Source organism: Rahnella perminowiae (assembly GCF_019049695.1).
Taxonomy (GTDB): Bacteria; Pseudomonadota; Gammaproteobacteria; order Enterobacterales; family Enterobacteriaceae; genus Rahnella; species Rahnella perminowiae.
On the sequence record NZ_JAFMOT010000165.1, the window covers coordinates 12383 to 36395 of the forward strand.

The following is a 24013-nucleotide window of genomic DNA, read 5'->3' on the forward strand; positions in this document are numbered from 1 at the left end:
GAAATCACTATGACCCCTACACAAACCTCCGATCGTTGCTTCTATAAAAACAATACTAATTTCTGGATATTTGGCAGCTATTTCTTCCTCTATTTTTTCATCATGGCGACCTGTTATCCGTTTTTACCCATCTGGCTTTCTGACATTATCGGCCTGAGTAAAACGGAAACCGGCATTGTGTTTTCCAGCATGTCTTTGTTTGCCATTCTGTTTCAGCCGGTTTTCGGCATCATTTCTGACAAGCTCGGCCTGAAGAAACACCTTCTGTGGATCATCGCCGTACTGCTGTTTCTGTTCGCGCCGTTCTTTATTTACGTTTTCGCGCCCTTGTTAAAACTGAATATCGTGCTCGGCGCGATACTCGGCGGCGCCTATATCGGTTTCGTGTTTGCGGGCGGATCAGGTGCAACCGAGGCCTATATCGAAAGGGTCAGCCGCAACAGTTCGTTTGAATACGGCAAGGCGCGGATGTTCGGCTGTTTCGGCTGGGGGATTTGTGCTTCAACGGCAGGCGTGCTGTTTAACATCAACCCGGATATTGTGTTCTGGATGGGTTCCGGCGCAGCGGTGATCCTGATGATTCTGCTGTTGATTGCCCGTCCGCAGGAAAACAAAAACGCGCTGGTTTTGAATAAACTTGGCGCCAATCAGTCGCAATTCTCGCTGAAAACGGCAGCTTTATTGCTGAAAGAACGCAAGCTGTGGATGCTGATTTTATATGTGGTTGGCGTGGCCTGTGTCTATGACGTATTCGATCAACAATTCGCCACCTTCTTCAAAACCTTCTTCGCTTCCCCGCAGCAGGGCACCGAAATGTTCGGCTATGTCACCACGGCAGGCGAGCTGTGTAACGCACTGATTATGTTCTGTTCACCGTGGATCATTAACCGTATCGGCGCAAAAAACACCTTACTGCTGGCGGGTACGATTATGTCTATCCGCATTGTCGGTTCGTCGTTTGCCACCACGGCAATCGAAGTGATTTTACTGAAGATGCTGCACGCGCTGGAAGTGCCATTCCTGCTGGTTGGCGTATTCAAATACATCACACAGATTTTTGATGTCCGGTTCTCCGCGACCCTTTATCTGATCGGCTTTAACTTTGCCAAACAGCTGGCGGCGATTTTCCTTTCGGCCTTCGCGGGGAATTTGTATGACCGGATAGGATTCAGCGATACTTATCTGATCCTCGGCGGTATCGCCTTCGGGGTCACGATCATTTCGGCATTTACCCTGAGCAGCCGGCCAAAGGCAGAAGCCACGCCGCCAATACACACGGCAGAAAGTTTGCGCTGACTGGCGGGTGCAGCCTTTCGGCACTCTGTGCTAGTCTCCGTGGGATAAGCATGAGGGGAGAAAGGCTGTGAGTAAAAAACAGGAACCGGGCGTGACGGTCCGCGCCACGATACGTGATGTCGCCAGTGCTGCCAAAACCGGCAAAACCAGCGTGTCGCGTTATCTCAACGGCGAAAAACACCTGCTGTCTGATGCGCTGAAAGAGCGTATCGGACGGGCAATCTCCCTGCTGGATTATCAGCCCAGCCAGATGGCCCGCAGCCTGAAAAGCGGGCAAACGCGCCTGGTGGGGCTTATCCTTGCAGATATTACTAACCCGTATTCGGTTGAAGTGATGCGTGGCGTCGAAGCCGCCTGTCGTCAGGAGGGCCTGACTCTGCTGGTGTGTAACACCAATAATGAGCTGGATCAGGAAAAGCATTACCTGCAATTGCTCAGCAGCTATCGCGTCGATGGTATCGTGGTGAATGCCGTCGGGATGCGCGAGGCGGCAATTTCCACGCTGCAACAGGCTAATTTACCGATGGTCCTGATTGACCGCAAAGTCGCGAATTTCGCCTGCGATGTCATCGGGTTGAACAACATTGAAGCCACACAGATGATGACCGGTCATCTCCTGAAGCAGGGTTTCGAAGCCCTGCTTTTTATCAGTGAACCTGCCACCATTAATACCCGTTTTGACCGCTTACACGCCTTCCTGAAATGTATGCAGCAATACCCGCAGAACATTGCTGAACAGGGCGAAATTGAGCTGAACAATACCGAAGGGCTCGATAATCTGTTGAAAGATTTTGTGGCAAGGCATGCGGATAAACACAAAGCCGTGATGTGCGTGAATGGTGCACTGACGCTACAGGTCGCGCGTGCTATGCAGAGGCTGAATATCCGCTGGGGACCCGACATCGGTTTATCCGGTTTCGATGAGCTGGTCTGGGCTGATCTGGCGGGCGTGGGCATCACCACGCTCAGGCAACCCACCTATGATATGGGTGTTGCGGCACTCAGACAGCTGGTGACCCGGATTCAGGGCAATTCTGACCCTGTGGCTGAGCTGGAATTTTCCGGTGAGCTGGTTGTGCGTGGTTCAACAGCCGCGCGCTGATCCCTTTTCTTCTCCCGCTACCTGTCCGTTCTTCGTGAGCGGGATCATATTTTTGCGCTTTTGTTCTGTCGATTGGAACCGGTTCCAATTAGGTTGTATAAAACGAAACAAAACGTTAACAACAGCTCGACCTGTCATTTGTTCCACTAAAATGAGGTTTCGGAAATGATTGTCTGCACCGGTTTTACCGGGTGCTTTACAGGATAAATATTCATGAAAAGAGAAATCGTCATTGTCACCGCCGCCTACGGCAACAGTGTGGTAAAAGCCCGTGGCGGCCAGACAGCGCTGCTTTCAGTGATTGCTGATGCAAAGGCCGACGGCGTGGAAATTCGCCGCGAATTATTCTCTGCCGGAGAGCTGGATTCGCTGCCAACGCTGGCAGAAAAAATCCAAAATCATGGATTGTTTGCTGTGTACTCCGTGCCTTTTCCGCTGTTTTCACCAGGTGGCAAGCTTAACCCTGATGCACCACAATATTTTGAAGAGGCGCGGATTCTCAATGCACGCACAGTTAAGTTTTCTCTCGGCGAATTTGAGCCGGGCCAGGATCTGACGCCGTTGAAAGTCGTGCTGGCATCAAGCCCGGTGAAACTGGTGGTTGAGAATGACCAGTCACCGGATTGTGGCATTCTGTCGCGCATTAACGCCTTTATGTTTGCTGCTGAGTCGCTGCATCTGCCGTTAAGCATGACGTTCGACATGGCCAACTGGCTGTGGGTCGGACGGGATCCGGCGGTTGCTGCTGAACGTCTGGCGCGTCACGTGGGTTATGTGCATGTCAAAGCAGCCCAAAAACGTAGCGGGAAATGGCATGCCGTTGCACTCGATGACAGCGACGGCAGCTGGGAACCTTTATTAAAAATTCTGCCTCAGGATGTTCCGCGCGGTATCGAATTCCCGCTTGAAGGGGATGATCTGACCGCGGTGACGCGCTATTACGTAGAACTGTTACGTCAGTAAGCGGAGACGGGAACGTGCTGATGCACTATCAGGAGAACGCGTTATGAATCAGTCCAGGATCGCCACCCGCCGCTGGTGGTACATCATGCCTGTCGTGTTCATCACTTACAGTCTGGCGTATGTTGACCGCTCGAACTTCAGTTTTGCTTCGGCGGCCGGTATCAACGACGATTTGGGCATCACCAAAGGAATGTCGTCCCTGCTCGGGGCACTGTTTTTTCTGGGTTATTTCTTCTTCCAGATCCCCGGCACGATTTATGCTGAGCGCCGCAGTGTTAAGAAACTGATTTTCTGGTGTTTATTGTTGTGGGGGGGATTTGCCTCTTTAACCGGCGTGGTGACCAACATTCCTATGCTGGCGGTGATCCGATTCGCACTCGGCGTGGTTGAAGCCGCCGTCATGCCCGCTATGTTGGTGTATATCAGCAACTGGTTCACAAAATCCGAACGTTCCCGTGCCAACACTTTTCTGATCCTCGGTAATCCGGTGACAGTATTGTGGATGTCAGTACTTTCCGGCTATCTGATCAAATCGTTTGGCTGGCGAGAGATGTTTATCTTCGAAGGTATTCCGGCGATTATCTGGGCGGTTATCTGGTGGTTTACCGTCAAAGATAAACCCGAAGAAGTCAGCTGGCTGAGCGATCGGGAGAAACAGGCGCTGGCCGCGCAACTGGAAAAAGAGCAGAAAAATATTCAGGCGGTCGGCGGTTACCGCGAAGCCTTCCGCTCGCGCAATGTGGTGCTGCTTTGTCTGCAATATTTCTTCTGGAGCATTGGCGTGTATGGTTTTGTGCTCTGGCTGCCGTCGATTTTACGCGACGGCAAATCAATGGGCATGGTCGAAGCGGGCTGGTTATCCTCCGCCCCTTATCTGGCCGCCACGCTCGCGATGATTCTGGTGTCCTGGGCATCGGACAAAATGCAAAACCGTAAGTTGTTTGTCTGGCCGTTATTGCTGGTGGGCGCGCTGGCGTTCTTTGGTTCATGGGCCGCGGGCACAAATAATTTCTGGCTTTCGTACAGTTTACTGGTGGTCGCTGCTGCGGCAATGTATGCCCCGTACGGCCCCTTCTTTGCCATCATTCCTGAAATGCTGCCGAAAAATGTTTCCGGTGGCGCAATGGCATTAATCAACAGTCTCGGTGCGCTGGGCTCGTTCTTTGGTTCCTGGTTTGTCGGTTATCTCAACGGGAATACGGGCAGCCCGGCAGCATCCTTCATTTTCATGGCCGTGTCGTTACTGGTTTCCGCAGGCCTGACCCTGCTGGTGAGACCACGACAGGCCAACATTCAGCCGAAAGAAGTTTCCTTAACCCAAGGGAGTAAGTCATGAAGCCGTCTATTGTTCTATATAAAAAATTACCCGCAGATTTGCATCAGCGTCTGGAAGAGCATTTCACCATCACTGAATTTGATGGCATCACGGATAAAAATCGCGCTCAGGTTTTTGATGCGCTGCAAAACGCGGAAGGATTACTGGGTTCTGGCGGGAAAGTGGATAAGGAATTGTTTGACCATGCGCCGCGCCTGCGGGCTGTCTCAACAATTTCAGTGGGTTATGATAATTTCGATGTAAAAGAACTGACCCGTCGCCAGATCCCGATGATGCATACTCCGACGGCGCTGACCGATACCGTAGCCGATACGGTGATGGCGCTGGTGCTTGCCACCGCCCGTCGTGTGGTGAATGTGGCCGAGCGTGTAAAGGCCGGTGAATGGAATGAAAACATTGGCGAAGACTGGTTCGGCACCGACGTGCATCATAAAACCATGGGTATCGTCGGCATGGGCCGTATCGGCCTGGCGCTGGCACAACGTGCCCACTTTGGCTTCGATATGCCCATTCTGTACAACGCGCGCAGTCAACATAAAGAAGCCGAAGAGCGTTTTGGCGCCCGTAAATGTGAGCTGGATGAACTGCTGGAAGCATCAGATTTCGTTTGTGTTCTGCTGCCAATGACGGAGCAGACTTTCCATCTGATTGGCAAAGAGCAACTGGCAAAAATGAAATCCAGCGCCATTTTGATTAGCGCTGGCCGTGGCCCTGTGATTGATGAGCCGGCACTGATTGATGCGCTGAAAGCCAAAACCATTTATGGCGCAGGTCTGGATGTATTTGAAACGGAACCGCTGCCAAAAGACTCACCGCTTCTGAGCCTGCCGAACGTGGTTGCCCTGCCCCACATCGGATCTGCAACTCATGAAACCCGTTATGACATGGCTGCCTGTGCCGTAGATAACCTGATTGCGGCGCTGAAAGGCGACGTCAAACAATTCTGCGTTAACCCGGAAGTTCTGCAGAAATAGGTGAGGGCAATGAAGCGGACCGGCCCGGGCCATGACCTGATGGCCGGTCTGTTAAGTTGGCGAAGGGTCAGAGGTATTTCATTAATATCTCTCTGATCTGCCTGTCAGCTTTTCTCGCATACACTTCTTGGTTAAATGCCAGAAGACTATTTTTCAGCGCCGGGGCGGGGACATCATCGGGTGTCAAAAGTTTGTAGGCGATACTGCCATCATAGGGGTTTCTGCCAGCGACCATCGACTCGAATTTGTTGAGCAATTCTTCTCCCCCCAGCGCGTTGGCACGTTTATTTAAACCTTCGATAAGAGGCTCTTTCCAGGGTTGCTTGTCGTAATACGGTAAGCTCTTTTTCAATGACAGATAGTCGGAAAGACTTTGGTCGCCGGACATCATGCCGGTTTTACTGATACTGGTAAGATTTTTGAACATCGTTGAAGGAAGCGTTTTAGTAATACAAATATGAATTTTTTTATTACCGGCCCCCCGGTTGTAACCGTGATTGATGACTTTACTTTCATCGGTTATTGAAGAGAGATGAAACTCCGAAAACAAGTCATTATGAGGAGGGCTTAAAAAAGAGCCTTTGAGTTTTATCAGTAAGCGATGAATGACATGTTCTTCCCGGCAGACAAAAACATACGCTGAATTACCCGGGATATTTCTGTCTTCGATCAGTGTATTGATAATAAAAATCTGGGCACAAGTGTAAACGGTATCAGAGCTTAAATATGCAAAATAGAGCGCGCAATCTTCTGGTAAAGATAAATTATAACTATCCAGCAATTTAATAATATCCTGCTTGGCGGATTTTTGTATGCTGATAACCTCTTGCTCCGGCATAGACAAATAACCCAGAGATTTTTTACTGAACCCAAGGCTATGAACACTGATGTTTTTTAAGCCTAAGCTGGAGAGAGCGGCTTTATAGTCACGATCTGATGAACAAAAATCACGGGTGATATCCATCTCATCAATCAGAATAACAGTATCACAGTTTATTATGCCCAACTGAAAGAATAAATCCGCCAACACGGAAGCTAAAGGCACGGGAGACTTAATGCTATAGGGCGTCACAACAATCACACAATCCCTGTAATTCATTTTTTTGCCTTGATTGAATTTTTCCTCCCCCTCGATTTTAAAAGATTTTGATTCTGAACTAACCGTAAATAACACCCCCTCTGCCTGAGTGCTGCGCGCGATATCTTTTATTTTCTTTCCCAGGGCATAATCCCCGCCACCCGCCATAACTAAATTCAAAATAATTATACTTTTTTTCATTGTATTAACCTGGCTTATGTATTTTCGAATAATAATTATGCCATTCGTAAAAATGAAAACACAGGCGAGTTTTATTACTCTGTCAGTAAGCAAATCATAATAAGGTCAGGGGTATATATAATTTCCTGACATAATTTATCCCACTCATTCCTATAACACTCTGAAAGGAAATGCTGCGTTAAACCCCGGTGGTCGGATTGCACTGCCCGGCCGCAGACGTTATGGTGGTCATCACATTTCGATAACATACAAAGCTTTCTATGACGTTTTCTGCTTTCGGTGACAAATTTACTCGTTTTTCAGGTATCACACGTCTGATGGGCGATATGAATGACGGTTTACGCACCCCTGGCGCGGTGATGCTGGGCGGCGGAAATCCGGCGCAAATTCCTGAGATGCAGGATTATTTCCAGACGCTGCTGACAGATATGCTGGCCGCAGGCAAGCTGACCGAAGCGCTGTGCAATTACGACGGGCCGCAGGGCAAAGATGTGTTGCGACATGCGCTGGCAGAAATGTTACAGAAAGAACTGGGCTGGCAGCTTGATGCGCAAAATATTGCGCTGACCAACGGCAGCCAGAGTGCTTTCTTTTATTTGTTCAACCTGTTCGCCGGACGTCGCGCCGACGGCAGTATGTCAAAAGTGTTGTTCCCGCTGGCACCGGAATATCTCGGTTATGCCGACGCCGGTCTGGATGAAAATCTGTTTGTGTCGGCCAAGCCTAACATCGAATTGCTGCCGGAAGGCCAGTTCAAATATCACGTCGATTTCGATCACCTGAATATCACCGATGACATCGGCCTGATCTGTGTTTCCCGCCCGACCAACCCGACCGGTAACGTCATTACTGACGAAGAACTGATCCGGCTCGATGCACTGGCGCAGCAGAAAGATATTCCGTTATTAATCGATAATGCCTATGGTGTACCGTTCCCCGGCATTGTATTTACCGACGCCACGCCACTGTGGAACCCGAATATTATCCTGTGCATGAGCCTGTCAAAACTCGGCCTGCCGGGTTCCCGTTGCGGTATCGTGATTGCCGATGAGAAAATCATCAAAGCGATTAGCAATATGAACGGCATTATCAGCCTGTCGCCGGGCAGCGTCGGCCCGGCCATCGCCCATGAGATGATTGTACGCGGCGATTTATTGCGCCTCTCTGAAGAGGTGATCAAACCGTTCTACTATCAGCGCGTACAGGAAACCATTGCCACGCTGCGCCGTTACCTGCCGGAAGAACGTTGTCTGATCCACAAACCGGAAGGCGCGATTTTCCTGTGGCTGTGGTTTAAGGATTTGCCGATCACCACAGAAGTGTTGTATCAGCGGCTGAAACAACGCGGCGTACTGATGGTGCCGGGCGATTACTTCTTCCCGGGGCTGGAACACCCGTGGCCACATACCCATCAGTGTATGCGAATGAACTACGTCCCTGACGCCGAGCAGATCGAGCGCGGCGTGCAAATTTTGGCCGAAGAAGTGGAAAAAGCACACGCCGAAAATCAGTAACTGAGCGCGATTTATTGAGAACGGGTCGGCACAAAGAAAAAGGGAGGACATATTAATGTCCTCCCTTTCTTTATTGGGCTGAAACCGTCTTATTCAGACTGGTTTTCCAGCGCTGGTTTCTCAGTGCCGATCGCGATTTTTTGTGGTTGCAGCGCTTCCGGTACTTCGCGCACCAGATTGATATGCAGCAGGCCATGGGTAAATTCAGCGGCCGAAACGTGCATATGCTCTGCCAGCGTGAAACTCAGGGTGAAAGGCTTAATCACTAACCCCTGATGCAGATATTCCACCTGCGTTTCCGGCTGAGCCGGTGTGCCGCTGACCGTTAATCGTGGCCCTTCGACTTCAATATTCAGTTCACTTTGCTGGAAACCCGCCAGCGCCAGTGAAATGCGGTAATGGTTGTCATCCGACTTTTCAATATTGTAAGGAGGGAAAACCTGATCGGCCCCCTGCATTGAACTGGCTAATTTATCGAAACCAATCCACTGACGCAGCAATGGGGAAATATCATAATTACGCATAATGTAACTCCTTCTTTGAAGCGAGATGATTAATGCCATCATCCGTTTTGGATGTGACGGTACAGCCCCCTGACGGCGAGCCTAAACTTTTTCATTTTCTGGCGGTCAGTAAAGATAGCCGCTGGTGATTTATTGCCGCTAAATCAGCGGATTTCGATACGCCGTGGTTTGGACGATTCAGGAACGACACGTTCCAGATCGATATACAGCAAACCGTTCGACAAATTGGCGGCTTTTATTTGAATATGCTCCGCCAGCTGAAATTTGCGTTCGAAATTACGTTCGGCAATGCCCTGATATAAATAGGTCCGCCCGGTGTCGGCGGGTGCATGCGCACCTTTGACCAGCAGCATGTTGTCATGCGCAGTAATGTCCAGCTCTGATTCGGCAAAACCTGCAACTGCGATAGCAATCCGGTAATGGTTTTCGTCAACCAGCTCGACATTATATGGGGGATAGCCGCCACCCTGATTCTGACCCGATTCGATAAGATTAAACAAACGGTCAAAACCAATGGCAGAACGGTATAACGGGGATAAATCAAAATTACGCATGACAACTTCTCCTGATATTCAGCGAGTATTGTTGAGTCGTCCTCCTGGCGGACCGACCCGCGACACAGTGATGACTGAAAAACCCTTCCGGCGTTTCTCCTCCTGCGTCGTACAGTAAAAATGGAGACGAAAGGAAAATTTTCAAGCCAGAAAAAACAAAAAATTTGGCTGTGGTTTATATGATGAAGGCCAAAATACATAACGGACCGGAGCGAAAAGACAGAGAGAGCAGGCAGATTCCTGCAATATTTCAAATAGTAATTACACTTAATGGGATCGCAGCCACAGAGCTACAGCTTGCTTTGTTAATTTTTTGTGCTGAGTGGTATAAGTCACCTTGACGTACAAGCTCAGCCTGACAGCATAAGATGAGTTCTAACATGATGAAATTTGCATTAACGCCGCTGATGACAGGATGTGTTTTTTTAGCGACGAGCGGTTGCTCCAGCGTAATGAGCCATACAGGTGGCGATACCGGATATTATTCAGGCGCACGCGCTGATGTAAATATGATAAAAAGTGATGAAACCAGCTGGGCGATGACGCCGCTGCTGTTAATTGATTTGCCGTTCAGCGCAGTACTGGATACGGTATTGTTGCCTTATGATTATTTTCGTAGCGGAAAAGTGACGACGCGGGATCGCGTCAAAGCCAGTGAAGAACACAATATTGCGTTGAGCAACGGTGTCGATATTGATCACATCCCGCCCATGACCACCACCGATCGCGGTCACAAGTCTTCGGCGCATAAAAAATAAGCGTAAAAAAACCGGCCAACATTATGGGACCGTTTCAAACCCTGGCCGGTTTACTAAAAGAGCTACTGAGCGTCGGTAACAAAAATCTGAGCGAATTCCCCACACTGGCGCATAAACGCCACTTTGCTGCCATCCGGTGAATACACGACCGCATCGGCGCAAGGCGTAATCTCCGTTCTCTGCGTTAACCGCTGCATTTCTCCGCTTTTAACATCAAGACGCATCACGCTGTTATCGCATACCAGTGCCAGCGATTTTCCATCAGGACTCCAGCTGAACGCTGACTGAACCCCCTGCCCGGTATGGCTGATTTGCACCGGTTCGCCCCCGTTCGGTGAAACCGTCCAGACCTGCACGACCCCGTTTTGGTCTTTCATCAGAAACGCAATCTGTTCGCCATCCGGCGATGTGCGTAGCCAGTGGCGTGGCTGGGTAGCGATGCCATTTTCAGTAAAGGTGATGCGCCTTTGCTTTACGCCTGAAGGGGGCGCGGGCAGCGTTTCCGGTGTGCCCTGCAAAGGTTTATCACCCGACTGACGGTAATCCTGATCATGGTGTGGCAAATCCACCACATAGACTTCAGGATGCTTTTCGCCGCGGGCGGAAAGAGTATCGCCGATAAAGGCCAGTGCCCATCGCTGACGGCTGCCATCCGGTTTCAGATAGCCTTCATGCCCGATCCAGCCCTCTTCATAAGCCCGGTTGATTTCATCGCTGCCGGGCTGAGGACAGGGCGTAGTTTCGCTAACCAGAACGCTGAAATGGCTTCCATCGTATTCACGCGGGTGATGTTTTGGAGAAACTACCGGATAACCTGAAACAGCGACGCCAACATTACGCAGGTCGAGTGCCGGCGCACGTTCATGCAACACATGGTCATTATAGGTAAAACTCAGACGCGAACCGTCCGGGCTGAATACGTGAACATGTGAGCCACCGCGCAGGGCTCCGGCGGTAAAAGGGGCTGTGATGTCCATCGCATCCAGCGTCACGGCCTTTTCGCCTGCAGGCTCTGAAACGATGACACCGCGACGGTGATGAAAATCATACTGCCAGCTTTCATCCGGATTTTCCGGGCCATGAATAAACGCATAACGGGCAGGCAGATCCGGGCTGACGGTTACCACACCCACGTGTGCGCCGTGATGTGCCTGATAAAGCACTTGTACCTCAGCCGTTTCGACATTCACCCGCTCAATGGTTGAGCCGGTAAAAGAACCACCATGCGGGCGCACGTCATACGCCAGCCACTGGCTGTCCGGCGTCCAGACGTTAATGTTAGTCAGCTGATGCCCGCGGGCATCAGAAGTTAATTGTTTTTCCATGGCCGGGTGGCTCCTTCTGCCTTACAGGTTCAGACGTTCAGAACGAACTTCTCGATTGCAAACGCCACACCGTCTTCAGTGTTCGTTTTGGTGACGAACTGGCTGACGGCTTTTACGCTGTCCAGCGCATTTCCCATCGCAACGCCAATCCCGGCATATTCCAGCATCGCAATGTCATTTTCCTGGTCGCCGAGCGTCATCACACTCGCACGCGCAATACCCAGTTTTTCTGCCAGTGCCTTCACGCCTTCGCCTTTATTCACGCGCTTATCAAGGATTTCAAGGAAATACGGCGAGCTTTTCATGATGGTGTAGCGTTCTTTTGCCTCAGCAGGAAGCTGGCTGATAGCGCGGTCCAGCAGTTGCGGATCATCAATCATCATCACTTTCGGGAACGTGAGCGCCGGATCCATTTCCTCTGCCGGACAGAATTGCAGCGGAATGCCGGTGGTGTAGGATTCATGTACGCTGTATTTGCTGATATGACGGTTAGCGGTAAACAGATCATTTTTTGTCAGGGCATGGAAATGCACACCAAGCTGACGGGCGAGTTGTTCGAAGTAATGATAATCATCAATTCTGAGGGCTATTTCGGCGATCACGCTGCCATCTTTGGCATTATGCACCAGCGCGCCATTATTGGTGATGCAATAACAACCGTCCTGCTGTAAATCCAGTTCCATCAGATAGCGCTGTACACCGATAAAAGGACGGCCGGTCGCCAGAACGATTTGCACACCTTTCGCCCGTGCTTCTGACAACGCTTTTTTAACGGCGGGTGTCACTTCATGCTGCGGATTGAGCAACGTCCCGTCCATATCAATTGCAATTAATTCAATAGCCATAGCATCCTCAGAGTTTAAGAAATCTTGCTCAATGCTAACGCGATTACCCGCTGTAAAGCCAGCCGGAATGCGGGGTGCGTCAGACGAAAAAAAAGTCCGAAACGGTTTCCCGGTTCGGACTTTTTATCAGCTCATGCCTTGATCAGATATCAATATTGGCCGCTTTCAGGGCGTTCTCTTCGATAAAGGCGCGACGCGGTTCAACCGCATCGCCCATCAGCGTGGTGAACAACTGGTCAGCCGCGATGGCATCTTTCACCGTCACACGTAACATGCGACGTTGCTCAGGATCCATGGTGGTTTCCCACAGCTGATCAGGGTTCATCTCGCCCAGACCTTTGTATCGCTGAATCGACAGGCCACGACGGGACTCTTTCACCAGCCATTCCAGGGCCTGCTCGAAGCTGGTCACTGGCTGACGGCGTTCGCCACGTTCGATGAAGGCATCTTCTTCGATCAGGCCGCGAAGCTGTTCGCCCAGTGCACAGATTTTGCGGTATTCGCCGCCCTGGATGAAGTCAGCATCCAGATCGTAATCCGTATCGACACCGTGCGTACGGATACGCAGAACCGGTTCGAACAGCTGATGTTCGCGGTTTTCACGCACGATCGCGCTGTAAGAACTGCCGTGCTGTTCTTTCTCATTGAGACGCGCGACCAGCGATTCCATCCAGGCCTGAACTTTCGCCTGATCAGTCAGATCAGACCCCGGCAGCGTTGGCTGATAGATCAGGTTATTCAGCAAAGCACGCGGATAACGACGTTCCATACGGCCAATCATTTTCTGCACGCTGTGATGTTCAGCCACCAGTTTCTCCAGCGGTTCACCCGCCAGGGCCGGTGCATGGGCGTTGGCATGTAACGTTGCCCCGTCCATCGCGATGGAAATCTGATACTGATCCATGGCTTCGTCATCTTTAATATACTGTTCCTGCTTACCTTTTTTCACTTTGTACAACGGCGGTTGTGCGATAAACACATGGCCACGTTCTACAATTTCAGGCATCTGACGGTAGAAGAAAGTCAGCAGCAGAGTACGGATGTGTGAACCATCGACGTCGGCATCGGTCATGATGATGATGCTGTGATAGCGCAGTTTGTCCGGATTGTATTCGTCACGACCAATGCCGCAACCGAGCGCAGTAATCAGTGTCGCGACTTCCTGCGAAGAGAGCATTTTGTCGAAGCGCGCTTTCTCTACGTTGAGGATTTTACCTTTCAACGGCAGAATCGCTTGGTTCTTACGGTTACGGCCTTGTTTTGCAGAGCCGCCCGCAGAGTCCCCTTCCACTAAGTACAGTTCGGAATGAGCCGGGTCACGTTCCTGACAATCCGCCAGTTTGCCTGGCAAGCCAGCCAGATCCAGCGCGCCTTTACGGCGGGTCATTTCACGCGCTTTGCGGGCCGCTTCACGGGCGCGCGCCGCATCAATGATTTTACCGACAACGATTTTGGCGTCTGACGGGTTTTCCATCAGGTAATCCACCAGCTTTTCGTTCATCAGCGTTTCAACAGCCGTTTTCACTTCTGAAGAAACCAGTTTGTCTTTGGTCTGTGAAGAGAACTTAGGATCAGGCACCTTAACAGAAACAACAGCAATCAGGCCTTCACGGGCATCGTCACCGGTGGCACTGATTTTGGATTTCTTGCTGTAACCTTCTTTATCCATGTAGGCGTTCAGGGTACGGGTCATCGCCGAACGGAAACCGGCTAAGTGAGTCCCGCCATCACGCTGTGGAATATTGTTGGTGAAGCAGTAAATGTTTTCCTGGAAACCGTCATTCCACTGCAATGCAATCTCAACACCAATATCGTCCTTAACCGTAGAGAAATAGAATACGGTCGGGTGGATTGGGGTTTTGTTCTTGTTCAGGTATTCCACGAAGGCTTTGATACCGCCCTCATAATGGAAATGATCATTCTTACCATCACGTTTATCCAGCAAACGGATTGCCACACCGGAGTTCAGGAATGACAGTTCACGCAGGCGTTTTGCCAGGATGTCATACTCGAATTCAGTGTGATTCGTGAAGGTCTGGAAACTCGGCCAGAAACGTACCGTGGTACCGGTTACGTCAGTATCGCCAATGACTTTCAGCGGATCCTGAGGCTCGCCATGCACATAAGTCTGGGTGTGCACTTTGCCTTCACGGCGGATAACCAGTTCCAGTTTTTCTGACAAGGCGTTAACGACGGAAACACCCACGCCATGCAGGCCGCCGGAGACTTTATACGAGTTATCGTCGAATTTACCGCCAGCATGAAGCACGGTCATGATGACCTGAGCAGCAGAAACGCCCTCTTCTTCATGAATGCCGGTCGGAATACCACGACCATCATCCTGTACGGAAACAGAGTTATCCGCATGGATCGTGACCTGAATCTCTTTACAGTGGCCCGCGAGGGCTTCGTCGATAGCGTTGTCCACAACCTCGAATACCATGTGGTGCAGACCAGTGCCGTCATCGGTATCGCCGATATACATGCCGGGGCGCTTACGCACCGCGTCCAGCCCTTTTAATACCTTGATACTTGAGGAGTCATAAGAATTCGACATCAACGTTTCTCGCTCATTTTTAGTCCTGTGATAGAACGGCTATTTTACCTTGTTCCACGCGGAACATCTTGCCCTTTTCACCCATCATATCGGTCACTTGCTCAGCGCTTATCGCACTGACAAAAACCTGTGCCCGGGTGGCTTTCAGGCGATCGGCCAGCAACCGACGTCGGTCGGCGTCCAGCTCGGAGGCAAAATCGTCAAGAAGATACAGGCAACGCCGCCCGCTCTGTCGGGTGAGGAACTCACCCTGCGCCAGTCTCAGCGCACACATCAGTAATTTCAGCTGCCCGCGGGACAGTAAATCTTCCACCGGCGTGCCGTCGGCACGAATGCGGAAATCCGCTTTATGCGGGCCTGATGCGGTATAGGTTAAGGCTCTGTCGCGTTCAAAATTACGCTCCAGCAACTCGCCGTACTCAGTTTCCTTGTCCCATCCACGCTGGAAAGAAAAACTGAGGGCAAATTCAGGCAGGAATTGCGCGCAGGTCGCGCTGATATCAGCTGCGATCGCGTCGCTGTAAGCCGCCCGCCATTCGCTAATGCGTTCGGCTAACGGGATCAGTTCCTGATCCCAGGCACGAATTTGCGCATAACGACTCACCTGTCGCAGCGCGGCGTTGCGCTGCTTGAGTAACCGTCGCAGGTTGCTCCAGGCGATAAAAAAACCGGGGTCGTGATGAAAACAACCCCAGTCAATAAACGCCCGCCGGTACTTCGGCCCGCCATTAAGCAGGGTAAAGCCTTCGGGTGTGATAAGTTGCATGGGCAGCATCTGGGCCAGTTCCGACACTTTGTGGCCGTCACTGCCATCAATGCGCACTTTACTGTCGCCCTGACGACTTTTGCTCAGGCCAATCGACAATTCGCGATCACCGCCGTCATCCACACGCGCATGGAGCACAAACTCCGGCTGCTCGTGACGGATAACACGTCCTGCCTGCAAACTGCGAAAAGCGCGGCCATGCCCCAGCGTATATACCGCTTCGAGCACACTGGTTTTACCGCTGCCATTGGGACCAACCAGAAAGTTAAAACCGGACGACGGATCCAAATCCGCCGCCTCGATGTTGCGGAAATCTTTTATCAGTAAGCGCGTTAAGGCCATCTACATCCATTCCAGGGCGTCATCGTCGCTGTCAGTTTGCGTGCGGACAGCGCACAGCAAGCGGAGCGTACTCAGGTACGTGAGCATTGCGAGCACTGCCCAAGCGCAAAATGACAAGTAAGACAGCCCGATCAGAGCCTCATTGGCATGACGACGTAGGCGGCCGACTGGCTCGCAGCGTCTTCGATCTGCACGCTGGAGACAGAGTCCGTCAGCAGCAGATTCACATCTTCGCACTTGAGGGCGTTGAGCACATCCAGTACGTAACTGACGTTGAAACCGATTTCCATTTCGGTGCCTTCATAGCCGACATCCAGAATTTCTTCTGCTTCTTCCTGTTCCGGGTTATTCGCGGTGATTTTCAGCTGGTTATGGCTGACATACAAACGCACGCCACGGAATTTTTCATTAGAAAGAATCGCTGCGCGGGCAAACGCCTGTTTCAGTAAATCACAGCCGGCTTGCAGCGTTTTGTCCGGATTCTTCGGCAATACGCGGCGATAATCCGGGAAGCGACCGTCAACCAGCTTAGAGGTAAAGATAAAATCGCCAACGTGAGCACGGATATTATTGCTGCCGATTTGCAGCTGCAATGTGGTGTCACCGCCGTCAAGCAGACGCACCAGTTCCATCACGCCTTTACGAGGCACGATCACCGAATGCGACGGCAGGGACTGGCCGATTGACATAGAACACACCGCCAGACGGTGACCGTCGGTCGCAACAGTACGCAGCTCTTCACCTTCGGTTTCAAACAGCATGCCGTTTAAATAATAACGAACGTCCTGATGTGCCATGGAGAACTGCGTGGCTTCGATCAGGCGTTTCAGCGTAGCCTGCGGCAGGGTGAATTCTACTTCGCTTTGCCAGTCATCCAGATTTGGGAAATCTGTGGCTGGCAGAGTCGACAGCGAGAAACGGCTGCGGCCTGATTTTACCAGCATGCGATCGCCGTCGAGAGCGACGGAAATTTCCGCGCCTTCCGGCAATCCACGGCAAATATCAAAGAATTTACGTGCCGGCACCGTGGTGGCGCCCGCTTCATGTGGCTGAGACAGCGCGACTTTCGCCACCATCTCCATTTCCAAATCCGTCCCGGTCAGCGACAGCGCGCCATCCGTTACCTGTAATAACAGGTTACCCAGAATAGGCAACGTTGGTCGTCCACCCAGCGGGCTACTGACCTGTTGCAGTGGTTTCAGCAAATGCTCACGTTCAACAATAAATTTCATAGCGCTAGGAAGATAATGTTCTGATTAAGTTGGAGAAATCTTCTTTGATGTCGTGACTTTCTTCACGCAACTGCTCGATTTTACGGCAGGCGTGCAACACCGTGGTATGGTCCCGACCACCGAACGCATCGCCGATTTCTGGCAGGCTGTGGTTGGTCAGCTCTTTCGCCAGCGCCATCGCCATCTGGCGTGGGCGGGCTACCGAACGGGAACGCCGTTTGGAAAGCAGGTCAGCGACCTTGATTTTATAATATTCGGCCACTGTTTTCTGAATATTATCGATAGTGACCAGCTTCTCCTGAAGCGCTAACAAATCGCGCAACGCTTCACGGACGAAGTCGATAGTGATCGCACGGCCGGTAAAGTTGGCGTTGGCGATCACGCGGTTCAGTGCGCCTTCAAGCTCACGCACATTAGAGCGCAGACGTTTAGCAATAAAGAAGGCGACTTCACCCGGCAGCCGGATATCGTTCTCGTCCGCCTTTTTCATCAGGATCGCCACGCGGGTCTCTAATTCCGGCGGCTCGATCGCCACCGTCAGTCCCCAGCCGAAACGCGATTTCAGACGATCTTCAACCCCGTTGATCTCTTTCGGATAACGATCCGAGGTCAGGATGATCTGCTGATTGCCTTCCAGCAGGGCATTAAAGGTGTGAAAAAACTCTTCCTGAGAACGTTCTTTATTAGCAAAGAACTGAATGTCATCGATGAGCAACGCATCGACAGAACGGTAGTACCGTTTGAACTCTTCGATGGCGTTGTTTTGCAGGGCTTTGACCATGTCCTGTACAAAACGCTCGGAATGCATGTACACCACTTTAGCATTGGCTTTACGCGCCATGATGCCGTTACCGACCGCATGCAATAAGTGGGTTTTACCCAGACCGGTGCCACCATAAAGGAAGAGCGGGTTGTACGCGCCTCCCGGATTATCTGCCACCTGACGCGCCGCCGCGCGGGCCAGCTGGTTAGATTTACCTTCTACGAAGTTATCAAAGGTATGTTTCGGGTTGACGTTAGAACGATAGGACAGCTCGGGCTGAGCCGGTGAGCTATCCCAGCTTGGACGGGAAGGTGCCAGACGCGGAATGGCAGGCGCAGCCTGGGAACTGACACTGGCGGCGACAGGCTGACTGACACGCTGGATCACCGGCTTGCTGCCGACTTCAAAACGCAGCAACGGTGCATCCGGGCCACAGAAATCATTAAGCAAGCCGTTAATATTGTTTAGGTATTTGTCACGAACCCAATCCAGGACAAAACGATTCGGGGCATACAGCGCCAACGTATTGTCGTTGAGTTCCGCCTGCAGGGGGCGTATCCACATACTGAATTCTGTGGCAGGTAGTTCATCCTGCAAACGGGCAAGACATTGCTGCCAAAGCGAAAGTGACACGGCGGACTCCACTCGAACAAGTATCAAAAAAGAAAAGGATCAGGATGTTTTTTAAATCATGATTTTTGGCACACGTTCCGCCCGTCAATGGGGGAAATTTCTCTTACCACCCTGTCAGTGGCGTAAAGTCACGTGCGAACCGCTTTTTGCGATTTTTGTCGAAAGCATCCCAGCCGGGATCGCGATCGGAATGGCGGATCATAACGCAATCCGGCACAGAGATCCTCCCCTTCCTGACAGTTTAGATCCTTTTTATCCACAGGCAGCAATCGGCAAGTGGGTAAGCTTAGCCGATCCTTTTTAAATTAGGCGATGTAATCATCACTCTGCTGAAAAAATAGGAGTCCGCTGAGCTAAATTTCAACACTCTGCGAGGAAGATCTCACGCCTGTGGATAAGGATCAGCCGAGGATCCTTGCGATTTATGGCAGAGTCCGTATAATCCTCAGCCCTACGTGTGAAGCCTGTGTTCCTGATGGTCATAACCAGATGGATATTGCGGTGTGACCACGGGCAATTCTGGTAAACACTTGAACCATTTCTGGCAATGTAAATTGACTCAGGACTGTACAGTTATTACAATCCCGCTTCTTTATATGTTGCGACAAAGGCACCGGTCGTTTTTTCGCCGAAATGTCTTCGCGTTTACTGATCAGTAATAATTTAAGTTTAGGTAGAAATCGCCATGAAACGCACTTTCCAACCGTCCGTATTGAAGCGCAACCGTAGCCACGGCTTCCGTGCTCGTATGGCCACCAAAAATGGTCGTCAGGTTCTGGCTCGCCGTCGTGCGAAAGGCCGTACCCGTCTGTCAGCTTCTAAGTAATAAAAGCTAACCTATTTAGTGGTTAAGCTCGCTTTTCCCAGGGAGTTACGTTTGTTAACTCCCCGTCATTTCACTTTCGTCTTCCAGCAGCCACAACGGGCTGGCACGCCGCAAATCACGATACTCGGCCGCCTGAACGAGCTGGGGCATCCCCGCATCGGTCTCACCGTCGCAAAAAAACACGTCAAACGCGCACATGAACGCAATCGGATCAAACGCCTCACCCGCGAAAGTTTCCGCTTGAATCAGCATACGCTGCCGTCGATGGATTTTGTGGTAGTAGCCAAAAAGGGTGTCGCCGATTTAGATAATCGCGCGCTGACGGAAGCGTTGGAGAAATTATGGCGTCGACATTGCCGACAGGCTCCCGCATCCTGATAAAGCTGATACGTGGTTATCAGTTATTCATCAGTCCGTTGCTCGGGCCACATTGCCGCTTTCGACCAACCTGCTCTCAATACGGTATTGAAGCAATTGGTCGTTTTGGCATGTTAAAAGGCAGTTGGTTGACTTTGAAACGCGTATTAAAATGCCATCCTTTGAACCCAGGTGGTGATGACCCCGTACCGCCGAAAACCGACAATAACAGAGAACACTAACGATGGATTCGCAACGCAATCTTTTCCTCATCGCTCTGCTGTTCGTGTCTTTCATGATCTGGCAGGCATGGCAAACGGACCACGCTCCGCAACCGGCCAACCAGACCACGCAACAGACTGCGAACACTGCAAACGGTGATGCTGCTAATCAGGCTGTTCCTGATAGCGGACAGGGCAAATTAATTACAGTTAACAGTGATGTGCTGTCATTAACGATCAACACCCGTGGTGGCGACATTGAGCAGGCTCTGCTGAAGGCTTACCCGACGTCTTTGGGTTCTGACCAGCCTTTCCAGTTATTAGAAACGACTCCTAATTTCCTCTATCAGGCACAAAGTGGCCTGACAGGCAAAAACGGTCCTGACAATCCGGCTAACGGCGAACGCCCTCTGTTCCAGGCGAGCTCCGATACCTTCACGATGGCTGAAGGTCAGTCTGAACTGCGCATTCCGATGACTTACACGGCGGCAAACGGTGCAATTTATACCAAAACCTTCGTGATCAAACGTGGCTCTTACGCGGTAAACGTTGAATACAATATCAACAACACCACGGCAACCCCGCTTGACCTGACTATGTTCGGTCAGCTGAAACAAACCACCGAATTGCCTAAGCACCGTGATACCGGCAGTAATAACTTTGCCCTTCACACTTTCCGCGGCGCGGCATATTCCTCAAGCGATGACAAATATCAGAAGTATGCGTTCGATAAGAGCGATGCACTGAATGTCACGACTCAGGGCGGTTGGGTTGCAATGTTGCAGCAGTACTTTGCAACGGCGTGGATCCCATCAGCGAAAGACACCAACACTTTCTTCACGACTACCAATAACGGTATTTCAACGATTGGCTTTAAAGGCACACCGTTTACCGTTGCACCGGGCGCACAGCAACAAGTTGCTTCGATCCTGTGGGTTGGCCCGGAAATTCAGGACAAGATGGCTGCAATCGCGCCACACCTTGACCTGACGGTTGACTACGGTTGGTTGTGGTTCATCTCTCAGCCACTGTTCAAACTGTTGAAATTCATTCAAGGGTTTGTCGGTAACTGGGGCTTCTCGATCATCGTTATCACCTTTATTGTCCGCGGTATCATGTATCCCCTGACCCGCGCACAGTACACGTCGATGGCGAAAATGCGTATGTTGCAGCCTAAACTGGCCGCCATGCGTGAGCGTATCGGGGATGACAAACAGCGCATGAGTCAGGAAATGATGGCGCTGTATAAGTCCGAGAAAGTGAACCCGCTGGGGGGCTGTCTGCCGCTGGTTATTCAGATGCCAATCTTCCTGGCACTGTATTACATGCTGTCTGGTTCCATTGAATTGCGTCATGCGCCATTCATCCTGTGGATCCATGACCTGTCAGCACAAGACCCGTACTACATTCTGCCGGTTCTGATGGGTATCACGATGTTCTTCATCCAGAAGATGTCGCCGACCACCGTAACCGACCCGATGCAGCAGAAGATCATGACCTTCATGCCGGTCATCTTCACCGTGTTCTTCCTGTGGTTCCCGTCCGGTCTGGTGGTGTACTACATCGTCAGTAACCTGGTAACCATTCTCCAGCAACAGCTGATTTATCGCGGGCTGGAAAAACGTGGCCTGCATAGCCGCGACAAGAAAAAGTCATAAGTGAAAGTCAGGACGGGTTTCGTCCTGACAGCTAAACTTGATGATAAAAAACAAAGGCGATCATTTGATCGCCTTTTGCATATCCGTAAAAAGACCAAAAGAGATGAATATGAGCACCTCAGATACCATCATTGCCCAGGCAACGCCCCCCGGCCGCGGTGGTGTAGGCATTTTACGCGTTTCCGGCCGCGCGGCGCGTGATGTGGCACAGGCTGTCTTAGGCAAACTGCCCAAGCCGCGTTATGCCGATTATCTGCCGTTTCAGGATGCCGATGGCAGTACGCTGGATCAGGGCATCGCGCTGTGGTTCCCCGGCCCGAATTCCTTTACCGGTGAAGACGTACTTGAGCTGCAAGGTCACGGCGGGCCGGTGATCCTGGATTTGCTGCTTAAACGCATCATTGCGCTTGAAAATGTACGTATTGCGCGTCCGGGCGAATTCTCTGAACGTGCATTCCTCAATGATAAACTCGATCTGGCGCAGGCTGAGGCCATTGCTGACCTGATTGATGCCAGTTCTGAGCAGGCGGCACGTTCAGCCGTTAATTCATTACAGGGCGCTTTCTCGAACCGTATTCATCATCTGGTGGAAGCACTCACTCACCTGCGGATCTTTGTCGAAGCGGCTATTGACTTCCCCGACGAGGAAATCGACTTCCTGTCTGACGGCAAAATCGAAGCCAAACTCAATACGGTGATGGGCGATCTTGATGCGGTGCGTGCTGAAGCGCGTCAGGGCAGTCTGCTGCGTGAAGGAATGAAAGTGGTGATTGCCGGGCGTCCGAATGCCGGGAAATCCAGCCTGCTGAATGCACTGGCAGGTCGTGAAGCCGCGATCGTGACCGATATTGCCGGCACTACCCGTGACGTTTTACGCGAACACATTCACTTAGACGGCATGCCTTTGCATATTATCGACACCGCCGGGTTGCGCGAAGCCAGCGACGAAGTTGAGCGTATCGGTATCGAACGTGCATGGAATGAGATCGAACAAGCTGATTTGGTACTGTTTATGGTCGACGGCACCACAACGGCCGCCACGGAACCTGCACAAATCTGGCCTGAATTTATGGCCCGCCTGCCAGCCTCTTTGCCTATCGTGGTTGTGCGTAATAAAGCCGATATCACAGGCGAAGCGCTGGGGCAGACACAAGTGAATGGTCACTCACTTATTCGCCTTTCCGCCCGTACCGGTGACGGCGTTGACCTGCTGCGCGATCATCTGAAACAGGTGATGGGCTTTAATCACAATATGGAAGGTGGATTCCTTGCCCGTCGCCGTCACTTACAGGCGCTGGAACAGGCTGCACAGCATCTGGTTCAGGGTAAAGATCAGCTGCTTGGTGCATGGGCGGGGGAATTACTGGCAGAAGAACTGCGTCTGGCACAGCAATCGCTGAGTGAAATCACCGGTGAATTTACATCCGATGATTTGCTGGGCCGTATTTTCTCCAGTTTCTGCATCGGCAAATAATCTGTCATGCGCAATAAAAACCCGCATTTTAACATGCGGGTTTTTATTGGCTTCAGAACGTCGGGCCTTACCAGACTTTATAAACCCGCCCGTTCTGTGCACCTTCCACACTGCGGCGGTACGCTTTTGCCACACGTGCTGCCGGGGCCGCTTCAAAGCCAGGGAAGAACGGGCCATAGCCTGCAAGGGATTCTTCTACCACTGTCGGGCTGACGGCATTAATACGCATCCCGCGTGGTAACTCAATCGATGCACCACGTACAAAGCCCTCGACTGCCGCATTCACCGTGGTGGCGTTGGCCCCCTGACGGATGGGCTCATCAGCAATAATCCCGCTGGTCAGCGTGATGGAACCACCATCATTGAGAAATTCCTGACCGATCAGCGCAATGCGTACCTGCCCGAGCAGTTTATCCTGTAAACCAATATTGAATTGTTCTGCAGTCATTTCTGTCAGCGGGCCGAAGTGCAGGCTCCCTGTGGTTGTGATAATCGCATCGAGTTTACCCGTACGTTGGAAAAGCGTTTTTACGCTGTTTTCGTCGGTGATATCTACCTGAAAATCCCCCTGTGTTTTACCTGCCGTGATCACCTCATGATCACCGGCAAACTCACGCACTACGGCTTTACCCAATGTACCCGTCCCGCCAATCACTAAAATTTTCATCACAGACTCCTCAATAATGTTTGTGGGTTCATCTTTCACCAAACTGA

22 protein-coding genes are annotated in these 24013 nt (G+C 51.3%); 12 read left to right on the forward strand and 10 right to left on the reverse strand.

Annotation, left to right across the window (positions count from 1 at the left end; all coding sequences use genetic code 11):
* Nucleotides 1-9 precede the first annotated feature (9 nt).
* From J1781_RS07270 to ghrB, 5 genes are all read left to right on the forward strand, one after another.
* Complete coding sequence (locus J1781_RS07270) at nucleotides 10-1296, forward strand: MFS transporter (RefSeq protein ID WP_129954062.1); 1287 nt, start codon at nucleotides 10-12, stop codon at nucleotides 1294-1296.
* Nucleotides 1297-1363: 67 nt separating this feature from the next.
* Entirely contained in the window at nucleotides 1364-2398 is a 1035-nt protein-coding gene (locus tag J1781_RS07275; protein ID WP_217138539.1) for a LacI family DNA-binding transcriptional regulator, read from the forward strand.
* 213 nt (nucleotides 2399-2611) lie between these two features.
* Entirely contained in the window at nucleotides 2612-3361 is a 750-nt protein-coding gene (locus tag J1781_RS07280) for a sugar phosphate isomerase/epimerase family protein (RefSeq protein WP_217233396.1), read from the forward strand.
* A gap of 43 nt (nucleotides 3362-3404) precedes the next feature.
* The gene (locus J1781_RS07285) at nucleotides 3405-4697 is read left to right on the forward strand and encodes an MFS transporter (protein WP_129954068.1); all 1293 of its coding nucleotides are present in this window, start codon (nucleotides 3405-3407) and stop codon (nucleotides 4695-4697) included.
* On the forward strand, nucleotides 4694-5671 hold the full coding sequence (ghrB, locus tag J1781_RS07290; RefSeq protein ID WP_129991545.1) for a glyoxylate/hydroxypyruvate reductase GhrB: 978 nt from the start codon (nucleotides 4694-4696) through the stop codon (nucleotides 5669-5671). Before J1781_RS07285 ends, ghrB begins: the two co-directional genes overlap by 4 nt.
* A 67-nt stretch (nucleotides 5672-5738) precedes the next feature.
* Here the strand turns inward: ghrB and J1781_RS07295 are convergent, their stop codons facing one another.
* Entirely contained in the window at nucleotides 5739-6950 is a 1212-nt protein-coding gene (locus tag J1781_RS07295; RefSeq protein WP_217233397.1) for a hypothetical protein, read from the reverse strand.
* Nucleotides 6951-7210: 260 nt separating this feature from the next.
* Here J1781_RS07295 and J1781_RS07300 point away from each other — a divergent pair, with 260 nt between their 5' ends.
* Nucleotides 7211-8464 (forward strand): valine--pyruvate transaminase, encoded by a 1254-nt coding sequence (locus tag J1781_RS07300; RefSeq protein ID WP_129954074.1) that lies wholly within the window; start codon nucleotides 7211-7213, stop codon nucleotides 8462-8464.
* An 89-nt stretch (nucleotides 8465-8553) separates the two neighbouring features.
* Here the strand turns inward: J1781_RS07300 and ibpB are convergent, their stop codons facing one another.
* Entirely contained in the window at nucleotides 8554-8988 is a 435-nt protein-coding gene (ibpB, locus tag J1781_RS07305) for a small heat shock chaperone IbpB (RefSeq protein ID WP_129954076.1), read from the reverse strand.
* Nucleotides 8989-9131: 143 nt separating this feature from the next.
* Nucleotides 9132-9542: a small heat shock chaperone IbpA gene (gene ibpA / locus J1781_RS07310; protein ID WP_014333282.1), complete on the reverse strand. Its 411-nt coding sequence runs from the start codon at nucleotides 9540-9542 to the stop codon at nucleotides 9132-9134.
* A gap of 380 nt (nucleotides 9543-9922) precedes the next feature.
* Here ibpA and J1781_RS07315 point away from each other — a divergent pair, with 380 nt between their 5' ends.
* Entirely contained in the window at nucleotides 9923-10300 is a 378-nt protein-coding gene (locus J1781_RS07315; RefSeq protein WP_129954078.1) for a YceK/YidQ family lipoprotein, read from the forward strand.
* 62 nt (nucleotides 10301-10362) lie between these two features.
* Here J1781_RS07315 and J1781_RS07320 read toward each other — a convergent pair whose 3' ends face one another.
* The 6 genes from J1781_RS07320 to dnaA all read right to left on the reverse strand — a co-directional run bounded on the left by J1781_RS07320 (nucleotide 10363) and on the right by dnaA (nucleotide 18763).
* Nucleotides 10363-11625: a YidR family protein gene (locus J1781_RS07320; protein WP_217233398.1), complete on the reverse strand. Its 1263-nt coding sequence runs from the start codon at nucleotides 11623-11625 to the stop codon at nucleotides 10363-10365.
* Between the two features lie 29 nt (nucleotides 11626-11654).
* Nucleotides 11655-12470: a sugar-phosphatase gene (yidA, locus tag J1781_RS07325; protein WP_129954082.1), complete on the reverse strand. Its 816-nt coding sequence runs from the start codon at nucleotides 12468-12470 to the stop codon at nucleotides 11655-11657.
* A 142-nt stretch (nucleotides 12471-12612) separates the two neighbouring features.
* Nucleotides 12613-15027: a DNA topoisomerase (ATP-hydrolyzing) subunit B gene (gyrB, locus tag J1781_RS07330; protein WP_129954084.1), complete on the reverse strand. Its 2415-nt coding sequence runs from the start codon at nucleotides 15025-15027 to the stop codon at nucleotides 12613-12615.
* A 19-nt stretch (nucleotides 15028-15046) separates the two neighbouring features.
* The gene (gene recF, locus J1781_RS07335; protein ID WP_129954086.1) at nucleotides 15047-16135 is read right to left on the reverse strand and encodes a DNA replication/repair protein RecF; all 1089 of its coding nucleotides are present in this window, start codon (nucleotides 16133-16135) and stop codon (nucleotides 15047-15049) included.
* Between the two features lie 131 nt (nucleotides 16136-16266).
* Nucleotides 16267-17367 (reverse strand): DNA polymerase III subunit beta, encoded by a 1101-nt coding sequence (gene dnaN / locus J1781_RS07340; RefSeq protein ID WP_129954088.1) that lies wholly within the window; start codon nucleotides 17365-17367, stop codon nucleotides 16267-16269.
* A gap of 4 nt (nucleotides 17368-17371) precedes the next feature.
* Entirely contained in the window at nucleotides 17372-18763 is a 1392-nt protein-coding gene (gene dnaA, locus J1781_RS07345; protein ID WP_129954089.1) for a chromosomal replication initiator protein DnaA, read from the reverse strand.
* Nucleotides 18764-19448: 685 nt separating this feature from the next.
* Here dnaA and rpmH point away from each other — a divergent pair.
* The 5 genes from rpmH (at nucleotide 19449) to mnmE (ending at nucleotide 23299) form a co-directional block, all read left to right on the forward strand.
* On the forward strand, nucleotides 19449-19589 hold the full coding sequence (gene rpmH, locus J1781_RS07350; RefSeq protein ID WP_009637487.1) for a 50S ribosomal protein L34: 141 nt from the start codon (nucleotides 19449-19451) through the stop codon (nucleotides 19587-19589).
* Between the two features lie 18 nt (nucleotides 19590-19607).
* Entirely contained in the window at nucleotides 19608-19967 is a 360-nt protein-coding gene (gene rnpA / locus J1781_RS07355) for a ribonuclease P protein component (protein WP_071823635.1), read from the forward strand.
* Entirely contained in the window at nucleotides 19931-20188 is a 258-nt protein-coding gene (gene yidD, locus J1781_RS07360) for a membrane protein insertion efficiency factor YidD (protein ID WP_095924029.1), read from the forward strand. The genes rnpA and yidD overlap by 37 nt, the downstream gene beginning before the upstream one ends.
* A 2-nt stretch (nucleotides 20189-20190) precedes the next feature.
* Complete coding sequence (gene yidC / locus J1781_RS07365) at nucleotides 20191-21825, forward strand: membrane protein insertase YidC (RefSeq protein ID WP_129954093.1); 1635 nt, start codon at nucleotides 20191-20193, stop codon at nucleotides 21823-21825.
* A 109-nt stretch (nucleotides 21826-21934) separates the two neighbouring features.
* The gene (gene mnmE / locus J1781_RS07370; RefSeq protein ID WP_129954095.1) at nucleotides 21935-23299 is read left to right on the forward strand and encodes a tRNA uridine-5-carboxymethylaminomethyl(34) synthesis GTPase MnmE; all 1365 of its coding nucleotides are present in this window, start codon (nucleotides 21935-21937) and stop codon (nucleotides 23297-23299) included.
* 67 nt (nucleotides 23300-23366) lie between these two features.
* Here mnmE and J1781_RS07375 read toward each other — a convergent pair whose 3' ends face one another.
* Complete coding sequence (locus tag J1781_RS07375) at nucleotides 23367-23966, reverse strand: short chain dehydrogenase (protein ID WP_217233399.1); 600 nt, start codon at nucleotides 23964-23966, stop codon at nucleotides 23367-23369.
* Nucleotides 23967-24013: the final 47 nt, after the last annotated feature.

Bases quoted from the DNA above. Each gene is read 5' to 3' on its own strand.
- J1781_RS07285 (WP_129954068.1), top strand. From the start codon at position 3,405: ATGAATCAGTCCAGGATCGCCACCCGCCGCTGGTGGTACATCATGCCT.
- rpmH (WP_009637487.1), top strand. From the start codon at position 19,449: ATGAAACGCACTTTCCAACCGTCCGTATTGAAGCGCAACCGTAGCCAC.
- J1781_RS07270 (WP_129954062.1), top strand. From the start codon at position 10: ATGACCCCTACACAAACCTCCGATCGTTGCTTCTATAAAAACAATACT.
- J1781_RS07315 (WP_129954078.1), top strand. From the start codon at position 9,923: ATGATGAAATTTGCATTAACGCCGCTGATGACAGGATGTGTTTTTTTA.
- J1781_RS07280 (WP_217233396.1), top strand. From the start codon at position 2,612: ATGAAAAGAGAAATCGTCATTGTCACCGCCGCCTACGGCAACAGTGTG.
- ibpB (WP_129954076.1), bottom strand. From the start codon at position 8,988: ATGCGTAATTATGATATTTCCCCATTGCTGCGTCAGTGGATTGGTTTC.
- mnmE (WP_129954095.1), top strand. From the start codon at position 21,935: ATGAGCACCTCAGATACCATCATTGCCCAGGCAACGCCCCCCGGCCGC.
- yidA (WP_129954082.1), bottom strand. From the start codon at position 12,470: ATGGCTATTGAATTAATTGCAATTGATATGGACGGGACGTTGCTCAAT.
- gyrB (WP_129954084.1), bottom strand. From the start codon at position 15,027: ATGTCGAATTCTTATGACTCCTCAAGTATCAAGGTATTAAAAGGGCTG.
- dnaN (WP_129954088.1), bottom strand. From the start codon at position 17,367: ATGAAATTTATTGTTGAACGTGAGCATTTGCTGAAACCACTGCAACAG.
- J1781_RS07295 (WP_217233397.1), bottom strand. From the start codon at position 6,950: ATGAAAAAAAGTATAATTATTTTGAATTTAGTTATGGCGGGTGGCGGG.
- ghrB (WP_129991545.1), top strand. From the start codon at position 4,694: ATGAAGCCGTCTATTGTTCTATATAAAAAATTACCCGCAGATTTGCAT.
- J1781_RS07375 (WP_217233399.1), bottom strand. From the start codon at position 23,966: ATGAAAATTTTAGTGATTGGCGGGACGGGTACATTGGGTAAAGCCGTA.
- yidC (WP_129954093.1), top strand. From the start codon at position 20,191: ATGGATTCGCAACGCAATCTTTTCCTCATCGCTCTGCTGTTCGTGTCT.
- recF (WP_129954086.1), bottom strand. From the start codon at position 16,135: ATGGCCTTAACGCGCTTACTGATAAAAGATTTCCGCAACATCGAGGCG.
- yidD (WP_095924029.1), top strand. From the start codon at position 19,931: ATGGCGTCGACATTGCCGACAGGCTCCCGCATCCTGATAAAGCTGATA.
- ibpA (WP_014333282.1), bottom strand. From the start codon at position 9,542: ATGCGTAATTTTGATTTATCCCCGTTATACCGTTCTGCCATTGGTTTT.
- J1781_RS07300 (WP_129954074.1), top strand. From the start codon at position 7,211: ATGACGTTTTCTGCTTTCGGTGACAAATTTACTCGTTTTTCAGGTATC.
- J1781_RS07320 (WP_217233398.1), bottom strand. From the start codon at position 11,625: ATGGAAAAACAATTAACTTCTGATGCCCGCGGGCATCAGCTGACTAAC.